The organism is Saccharopolyspora pogona (assembly GCF_014697215.1).
Classification (GTDB): domain Bacteria; phylum Actinomycetota; class Actinomycetes; order Mycobacteriales; family Pseudonocardiaceae; genus Saccharopolyspora; species Saccharopolyspora hattusasensis.
Map to the genome: position 1 here is coordinate 9,395,036 of NZ_CP031142.1, position 8,030 is coordinate 9,403,065.

The following is an 8,030-nucleotide window of genomic DNA, read 5'->3' on the forward strand; positions in this document are numbered from 1 at the left end:
TTCGCAGGATGGCTGCGCGGGTTGCGGCTAGGGGAGGTAGCAGGCGGGAGCCGGAGGAGGTTTGGTCGGAGGTGGTGCGGCAGCACGCCGAGCCGATTGATTATGGCAAGTTGTTCGGTGACGCCCGGGTTTTGATGTTGGGGGAAGATCATCGCGATAGGGCGATACGTCGGCATCTCGTTGGGTATGTTCAGCGTCTGAAGGATATTGGGGTGACGCATTATGCTGTCGAGGCGCCGGCGAACCCTGCTTTTCAGGAGCTTAATGCTGGGCGGGATGTTTCCTTGTCTGGTGTCGATGTGGGGCCGGCGGTGTCTGGTGGTGGCTATGAGGAGGTTGTTCGCGCGGTTTCGCGGGCAGGGATTGAGGTTGTCCCGGTAGATGTCGATCAGAGTGAGGAGGTGCCTCTCGTGGCGCGCGGGATTCGTTCATGGCTGATCGGATCAAAGAAATTCTTGCCGGTGCTCCTGGTGCGAAGGTTGTTGTGTTGATCGGCAATCTCCACGCTGATCGGAACCGGGACGATGTCGCTGGGCGGCTCATTAACGGGAACGAGAAGGTCGTTTCGGCTACCTTCGTGAGTCGCGGCAGTGGCAGCCTCTTCCTCGACGCGGCATCAAGGGCGGGTCGAGGAAAGGAGCCGTTCATGATGGATTTGCGGCCGCATTGGGACAAGGATTACGTCCAGGGCGAGGCCGGGGCGTATGACTATGTCGTGCATCTACCGCAAGAGCCCGCACAGTACGGCGGAGGATTCGGCGGTGGCGGCGAAGGACTCGCCGAGTCACTCTAGGGGAGGTAGCAGGCGGGAGCCGGAGGAGGTTTGGTCGGAGGTGGTGCGGCAGCACGCCGAGCCGATTGCGGCGCGGCCCGACACAGGCACCGAGGCGTACGACCGCGCGGCAGCCGCGGGCTCTCCGGCGGCTGATGCGTCTTCGGTGTGGAAGTTGCTGCCGCCGGTCACTGGTGGGAAGTCGGTGGATGCGGACGCGATCGGACCGGCGCTCCCGCTGTCGGCGTCAGGGCTGCTAGCGGATTCGGCTGCTGTGTCGTTGGACGATGTCCACGTCAGGTCGAGGCTGCCGGGGATGCGAGCGGCCGAGCGCTCGTTGCGTCGTGCTGCTGCGGAGCGGGAACTGCGAGTGTTGAGTGATCAGGCTAATTCGGGGCTGGAAAAATTGTCTGGCCCGGAAAGGGCAGACTTGTTGGACGACGCATCCGAAAAATTGGGGGCGCCATCTAATGGCTCGTCGCAGGCTGTATGCGTGATGGCCTATAACATGATGCTTGGCGTCGGGGACGGTCAGATCGCGCAGGTACGGAACAGGCTGGCCCGTATTTGGGTGGACTTGATGGCTGAGAGTGCGGGCGCCGGGCCCGAGCCGGGGAGGGGCCCAGGTGCGGGGCCCGAATCGGTCGGAGATGCGGGCGCGGTGCCCGCGCTGCGTGGGGATGTGCGGTCGGAGCCCACTGGGGATGCGTCGGGTGATGCGGCGACCGACGACACCGTGAGTGACCTCGATGAGGCGGAACTGCAGCAGATGCGGGCTCGGCTTTCCAGGTTGAGGGGCGAGGATGTGGTGCCGTCTGAGAGCCCAAGGCCTGACGGTGGTGTTGTCTCGGCGGAGGGCGGCGCTGTTTCGCAGGATGGTGTCGCTGCCTCCGTGACGGACAGACCGCAGGACGAAGGTGCAGCCGTCGAGCGGACCGTGCCACATCGCACGGTGGATGATTTTGAGGCTCGGTGGGCCGGCTATTTGGCTGCCAATGGGGAGTTCGGTGATCAAGTTGGATTGCGGGCGGCGGCGGCCGTGCAGCAGTGGATGGGTGAGCCTCCGGAGGGGGTTGCGGGTCGGGGGCCGTTGCTCGACGAGCAAGAGCGTCTGTGGGATTCGATCACCCGTGCGGTGAGGCTGGAGATCGCGCGCCGTGTCGAATTCAACGGCTTGATCAATGCGCTTCGTAATGACCTTGCTGAGCGGACTGATACCGCGGTGGAGCGGTGGGCGGAGCGGATCGGCGAGGCCGCGGATCGGGTGGAGCAGTGGGAGACGTCCGCTGACCCGGCGTCGGTAAGGATCCTCCACGGAGTGGCGGCGGCGATGCTGGAGCCGATGCCGCAGGCGGAGCCGGGCACGGTGGACAATGACGTGCACGACGCAATTCGCTTAGTGCTGACCGAACTGCTGACGGGTGTGGGGGAGACACGGGAGATAGCGGATGGTCGCGACATCGCGGAGTTGATGAATGCGCTTTGTGACGACTTTGCGGCACTGCTTGATATTCCATCAACAGATCCTTCGTGGCGGCGTAGTCGGGCGAAGACCGCTTCGTGGTTCGATCCCGAGCCGGTTCCCTTGCGACCTGACCAGGGTTACCGGTTTCCGTCGGGCGAGCAGTTCCATGTGCGGGTCGAGTTCCCGGACGATCCGGAAAATGCGCACCAGGCGATCTCCCAGGACAGCAGCATGCAGGTAAGCCTACTGACCATGGACCTCGTGGGTTCCGATGCGGAGCTCGCCCGGATCTTGGGGCTTTACCTGGGAATTCTGGATGAAACCCCGCAACAGCGTTGGCCCGGGCAGGATGATCGGCTGGTGTTCCATCGGGACGACATGCTGGTGTCCAAGAACCAGCGGATCGCGATACCGCGCCGGAACCGGGTGTATGGCGACGAAAGCGTGATGTGGTTGGGTAGTCGTGGTGGCCGGCTGTTGCCGCGGCATCTGGCGCAGTTGGAAGAGAGCACGCGTGCGTACGGTTTCCGCCCGGGGTCGGCGGATGCGGGTTCGCCGACGCTTGCCGCCATCCGGCCGGAGGATTTCGGGTCGGTGGCGCAGTGGCGGGCTCGAACGTTGGACACGCTGTTGTCGCAGAAGGACATTGATGTCGACTCGGTAATGGATGGGTTGCGCTCGGTGGGGGGAAATCGGGTCGCAGTCAAGGGACTGTCCCGGGCGTTCCAGGCACATACCGGTCGGGAGCTGGATTCGGTGTTGCCCGATGTCCTCGACGGCGAGGATGCCGATCAGCGCGGCTGTCCGATGTGGATTCCGCCCGGGTGCCGTTCGGTGAGCTGATGCCGTTGAGACCTCGGGTGGATGCGTGGACGGGGTCTGAGCGCCGTGGCGGCGAGGCGGAGTACGTGCAGGGTGAGTCGCGGGTGCCGCTGCCGGATGTGGTGGATGGTCGGCCGGTGTTGAACGCGGACGAGCTGGCGGGGGTTTCTGAGGAGGTGCGCGCGGCGCTGGGCGCTTTCAGGGCGGCGACGGGAGCGACTGCGCGGCCGAGGTTGGCCGACGTTGATGGTCACAATGTCGCGGCGTTCCTGCGGATTCTGGACTGGTGGAGCGTTGTGGACCATGCGCTGGTGGTGAAGAAGCGGAAGGCGACGTGGAGAACCCGCAGGGGGCGGTCGTCGGATCCACCGGAGTTGGTCGAGGAGGGCACCGACGCCTGGTATGTGATGGGCGAGTAAGCGCAAGGGGCGCGGCCGAGTAGCGCCACGCGGCCGGAGGACTTGGGGGCCCGCTGACCCAGGGGTCGCCGGATCAGTTGGGAGGTGCCGCCGCATCTGGATCCGGACGGGGCATTGTCGCCGGATGCCTGGCTGGAGAACATCGGCGAGTCGGTCGAGTTCTTCGTGCATGTGGTGGACCCGGCTGGTGTCAGGGTGGAGTACGGGCTGGCGGATCAGAGAGTGTGGCTTCGTGGCCGCGAGTTCGAATGGGGTGGGTTGTTCGCGGCCTTGAACGATGACGGGCCTGCGGAGTTGATGAATATGGTCAATCCGGGGGCGCGCCGGAGCCAGTATCTGGCTCAGGCGTTGGGGGTGGATGAAACCACGGCGCGGGTGTGGCGGATGTGGTCCCACCTGCCCGAAGGGTGGCGTGCCGAGGCGTTGCGCCGGGCGATCATCGGGTCGGTGGTCAGCAAGTACGGCGGGCGAGAGGCGGTCAAGACACTGGTCAAGACACTGCTGCCGGACGATCCGCCGTACGAGGAGCGGTTGCGCGCTCTGGGTCAGTTCATGATGCGCCGGGCCGATCGCCGCCGTCTGCTGGGGAGGTGGGGCGAGGAAGGGCGTGACACCCGCAGCGCGGCTGCGTACCGCCGCGAGCTGGAGCAAAAGGTGGCCAGGCTCGGTGGCCTGGACGAGGTGGTGCGTGCCGGGAGCGAGCTCGACAGCCGGGTGCAGGTGTGCGACCTCGGCGGTCCGGCACCGCAGCGTGCCGGTGTGCGGGACAGGCAGCCCAGCTGGCGGGAGCTGAACGTGCTGCTTGAGTTGGTGCATGCCCTGGACGGTCGTGAGCTTGACTACCTCAAGCGCTTCTTCGGTGAGGACTGGGAGGTCGCCCGGGGATCGGCGTTTCTACCAGAGACGTGCGCGAGTGGCGTCGCGGCCGTCCCGGCGATCGTGCGGCGGTGCGTGGGATCGTGCTCGACACGATTGTCGCGGCGTTCGGCGGGCCGGAAGGGGCGGTCGCGCTGGCTGACCGATTGCGGGAGCTGGGCCTGGGTCCCCTGATGCTGATGGGCCTGCAGATGGCCTCGCAGGGGGAGCTGGACCCCCTGGGGGCGCGGACGCGTTCGACGTTCTCGGCGAGGGCCTGTGTCAGCGCGAAGCGGACGTGGTTCTTCTCGGCGGCACCTGCCCCGACCGCGTAGTCGCCGATCGACACGATGGCCTTGCTGAGTTCGGTTGTCCGACTCGCATGTATGAGCTTGCCGTTGACGAATGCCCCCTGATCCTGGACGGCGTTGTAGCGAAGACCGAGGACGGGCGCGGAGATGACGGCGATAGTGGGTGTGCCGCGTTCGACCAGGGCCAACGAGACTCCGCACAGCGGGAGGCTGCGGGCGAAGTTCGAAGTTCCGTCGATCGGGTCGAGCGCCCAGATCCGCTCGGCGGCTTGGTCGAGCGAGCCCCCGCCTTGCTCCTTGCCGAGAAAGTCGATGTCGGGGGCGGCGTGTTTGAGATACGCGCGAACTTCGTGCTGTACCTGGATGTCGAGGTCGGTGACTAGATCGCGGTCACCCTTGGCGTGGATCTCTCCGGGGGGGGGGCGTGGTCGTGAGGAGTTGGTGCCCCAAGTTCACGGCTTCGTTGGCGATCGTGAGCAGTTCGTTGATGCCGGTCACGCGATGACTTCCTTCGAGCGGTTCCACTGTTCGCCGCCATGAAGCGTGCCGACGATGGCGCCGTTGACGGTGCCGATGGCGAGGGAATGAAGATGCCCCGTCGGCGGGGTGCCGTGATGCCGCCTGCGAGGTCGGCCTGGTGAGTGGCGTCGACAAGGTGGGTGTAGTCGATCCCGGTCTGTTTCGGCGGCTCGGGCGGGATCTCCGGCCGGGCCTTGGGGTGGGCGTGCCGGCCGATGTGGTGCGGGATCGCCAGGCCCCAGCTCTGGCCGCGGTGGCGGACCTCGAGGCGGGTGAGGTCGAACGGGTCGAAAACCAGCTCGACGGCGCGGCCGACCAGCGCCGGATCCACTTCATAGACGTTGCCGTGCAGGGACACGGTCGCGGTCTTGCGCACCGTGCGCCGCGCTTCCCAGCGGAACGCCTCGGCCAGCGCTGCCGGGGTGGGCAGCGCGATCGGCCCGCCGGTCATCCACCGCTGGAGTGGAGCTTGTCCGGTCTCGGAATGCACCCGCCGGTGATAGACCGTCTCGACCCAGGCAGTGAACAGCCGGTTCAGCTCGAGCAGGTCGGTGACCTGGTGACGTCCCGGTTCGTCGTCGCCGGTGATCTCGACGAGGAACTGATCCCGCACGGTCTTGGTAGGCTCGGCCGAGCGGCGAGGTGCCAGCGTATTGCTGGTCCTTTTCCGCTCGGCCTGCCCCCGAACCCGCCGTACGAGTTTCCCCGTAACGGGCTCTCCAGTGACTACTGCGTGAGTGTCGGTGCGGGCCGGGCATGGATGAGGTCTTGGCAGGCGCGGCAGGCCACCAGGGTTTTGCGGCGCTTGTTCGCCATGACCTGTGCCCATGCGGGCGGGGTGGTTCCGGCCGTGGCGAGGTCGGCGAACTTGCGGACGTGGTGCACTTCGATGGTGTCCGATTGCTTGCAGAGTTCGCATTTGCCCTTGAGTAGCCGTTTGATCAGCTGCTTGTGGGGGTAGAGGACACGAAACCACGGCCCCAGATCATTTGACGACACATAGCAGCGTCATAGGGGCACCCCCGCGTGCGGTGCCCCTGCCGGCTCTCCCAACAATGCACGCGATGGTCAGCTGGCGGTTTTCCGGGCAATGTTGGTGGGTCTTTCGGGCAGTGGCGAGGCGGTTGTTGATCTGTTCGGGTTAGGCTTTCGGGAATGTAGGTGTCGAGGAAATGCGCCTGTAGTCGCGAGCTTTGGGGCAGTGGCCGTCGGTTTTCGGGCGGCTGTGGCCGTTGTTCATGTTCGCGCCTCCTGTTGCGCTGTCGTGCTGGAAATATCGCCTCGGTCGGACAGCGGGATGGGCAGATGATCAGCTTGGGTCGGAGGAATGACCGGGTCATAGGGGGTTTCATTCCGCGACAGTTCCGTTGCCTGCGCAAACTTCTGGAAGGTTGTTTGTGCCGCGTGGAACGAGCTTTCGATGGTGCAGTGGATGATCCGGTCGTCACGAGGTTGTTCGTGGGCCTTTCCGGCGAGCGCTGCTGCGTATCCGGGCTCTGCCTGATGCGGACATCGGTCAAGACTGTCCTCGACGATCTGCCGTGCCGCGGTGGAGTCATCGTGATTCACGGCCACGGTATGGCCTAGATACGGACAATGCACAAAGGGCTCGACTCGTTCGTCGCGGGCATAGATGAGGTGCTGGGCGAGCAGGACGCCGAGACTATTGTTCGCCCGGCTTGTCCGGATGGGAGGTCGGTGAACGTGGCGGACGGTGTCACTGACCGACGGATTTCCGGGCGAGGAGAACAGGTTTTGTCTGTCCATGGAGAGGACGGCGCGGTACCGCACACGTCGTTGCCGACTACGCCCGAACAGTGGCGCGGCTATCTGAGTGAGTACGGCGAGTTGTATTTGCGTACGGCCGGGGAATGTGATCGTGATCGGTTCACGGGTGAACAGGTGGCGATGTGCTGGTTGGGTTTCGAGCCGGCTGCCGAGCAGGCCGTGTTGACGGCCGAGCGACGTCTGGGTGTCCGGTTCCCGCCAGGTTTTCGTGCTTTCCTGCTCGCGAGTGACGGGTGGAGTGGCGTCGGTGGCTGTATCGACGAACTGTTCCCGTGCGAGAACATTGCCTGGTTCCGTGACACCTTCGATGGCATGGGCTTTATCGATCTTTACGCCGAGAAGCAGGGCAGGGAGTCGTGTGACGAGTACGTGGCGGTGTTCCGGCATTCGCTGGTGATCGCGAGCGGTGAGGACCACTGGCTGCTTGCCCCCACTGCCGCCGGCCCGGATGACGAGTGGCCCGCCTACGGGTTCCGGCCCGAATGCGGGGAACTGAACGAGTTCTCAACGTTCGCAGAGCTGTTCCATGCCAGCCGGGAGACGTTGGGTGATGAGTGAGCCGTCCGATGCCGTTTGGTTGCCAAGCGGCGGTTTGCTGTCCTTGGTGGGGGTTGGCCGGTTCGGTGGTTTTGACGTTGTCCCAGACGGGTTCGGCCGGGTTGAGTGCGGGTGCGTATGCCGGAAGGAGTGTCACGACAGGCCAATTCCGTTGTGTGGCCGGTCAGGCTTTCATTGCTTTGGGCCGGTGGGTGGGCAGCCCGTCCCAGATCGGCGTGACCGGGTCTCCGTCGAGGTGGTCGTGCCGGTCGGTGGGGGACTTGATCGGCGAGTCGGTGTTGTGGCTGTCGTGTTTGGGCTGAAACACCAACGTGGCCTGGCTGCGGCCGGGCCGGTAGGCCAGTGCAGCCGACATCGCGATGCGAGTCGAGGAGAATCGGTGCCGCAGCACCGGGGTCTGGCCACGCGGCGCCCAGGTAGCGGTTACCGCTGGGTGCAACCAATATCCGCTTCCGGCCTGGAGGAAAGTCCAGGCTCCCCGCCTCCGGGGCCCGTTTTTCTCCGCGGCTGCTCGACCTTGG

Annotated in this window: 10 protein-coding genes and 1 pseudogene; 6 read left to right on the forward strand and 5 right to left on the reverse strand. The window is 65.2% G+C overall.

Annotated features, from left to right (window positions below):
* Positions 1 to 71 precede the first annotated feature (71 nt).
* From DL519_RS43955 to DL519_RS43975, 5 genes are all read left to right on the forward strand, one after another.
* The gene (locus DL519_RS43955) at positions 72 to 491 is read left to right on the forward strand and encodes a TraB/GumN family protein (RefSeq protein ID WP_190823640.1); all 420 of its coding nucleotides are present in this window, start codon (positions 72 to 74) and stop codon (positions 489 to 491) included.
* A 155-nt stretch (positions 492 to 646) separates the two neighbouring features.
* Positions 647 to 793 (forward strand): hypothetical protein, encoded by a 147-nt coding sequence (locus DL519_RS43960; RefSeq protein WP_190823641.1) that lies wholly within the window; start codon positions 647 to 649, stop codon positions 791 to 793.
* A 295-nt stretch (positions 794 to 1,088) separates the two neighbouring features.
* The gene (locus DL519_RS48140; protein WP_223840169.1) at positions 1,089 to 3,080 is read left to right on the forward strand and encodes a hypothetical protein; all 1,992 of its coding nucleotides are present in this window, start codon (positions 1,089 to 1,091) and stop codon (positions 3,078 to 3,080) included.
* Positions 3,080 to 3,478, forward strand: coding sequence for a hypothetical protein (locus tag DL519_RS43970; RefSeq protein WP_190823643.1), 399 nt, complete (start codon positions 3,080 to 3,082; stop codon positions 3,476 to 3,478). The genes DL519_RS48140 and DL519_RS43970 overlap by 1 nt, the downstream gene beginning before the upstream one ends.
* Positions 3,479 to 3,562: 84 nt before the next feature.
* Positions 3,563 to 4,528, forward strand: coding sequence for a hypothetical protein (locus DL519_RS43975; RefSeq protein WP_190823644.1), 966 nt, complete (start codon positions 3,563 to 3,565; stop codon positions 4,526 to 4,528).
* 211 nt (positions 4,529 to 4,739) lie between these two features.
* On the opposite strand, the pseudogene DL519_RS43980 reads toward DL519_RS43975, so the two are convergent.
* From DL519_RS43980 to DL519_RS43995, 4 genes and pseudogenes are all read right to left on the reverse strand, one after another.
* Positions 4,740 to 5,051, reverse strand: a pseudogene (locus tag DL519_RS43980) (inositol monophosphatase family protein); the annotation flags it as partial.
* Positions 5,024 to 5,776, reverse strand: coding sequence for a Mu transposase C-terminal domain-containing protein (locus tag DL519_RS43985; RefSeq protein WP_223840170.1), 753 nt, complete (start codon positions 5,774 to 5,776; stop codon positions 5,024 to 5,026). The pseudogene DL519_RS43980 and the gene DL519_RS43985, both read right to left, overlap by 28 nt.
* Before the next feature lie 113 nt (positions 5,777 to 5,889).
* Positions 5,890 to 6,162: an HNH endonuclease gene (locus DL519_RS43990; RefSeq protein ID WP_223840171.1), complete on the reverse strand. Its 273-nt coding sequence runs from the start codon at positions 6,160 to 6,162 to the stop codon at positions 5,890 to 5,892.
* A gap of 237 nt (positions 6,163 to 6,399) precedes the next feature.
* Entirely contained in the window at positions 6,400 to 6,732 is a 333-nt protein-coding gene (locus tag DL519_RS43995) for a hypothetical protein (protein WP_190823637.1), read from the reverse strand.
* Positions 6,733 to 6,801: 69 nt separating this feature from the next.
* Between DL519_RS43995 and DL519_RS44000 the strand changes: the two genes are divergently transcribed.
* Positions 6,802 to 7,509: an SMI1/KNR4 family protein gene (locus tag DL519_RS44000; RefSeq protein ID WP_223840168.1), complete on the forward strand. Its 708-nt coding sequence runs from the start codon at positions 6,802 to 6,804 to the stop codon at positions 7,507 to 7,509.
* 163 nt (positions 7,510 to 7,672) lie between these two features.
* On the opposite strand, the gene DL519_RS44005 is transcribed toward DL519_RS44000, so the two are convergent.
* Positions 7,673 to 7,948 carry a hypothetical protein gene (locus tag DL519_RS44005; protein WP_190823638.1) on the reverse strand — a complete coding sequence of 92 codons (276 nt, stop codon included), beginning with the start codon at positions 7,946 to 7,948 and terminating at the stop codon, positions 7,673 to 7,675.
* Between the last annotated feature and the right edge of the window lie 82 nt (positions 7,949 to 8,030).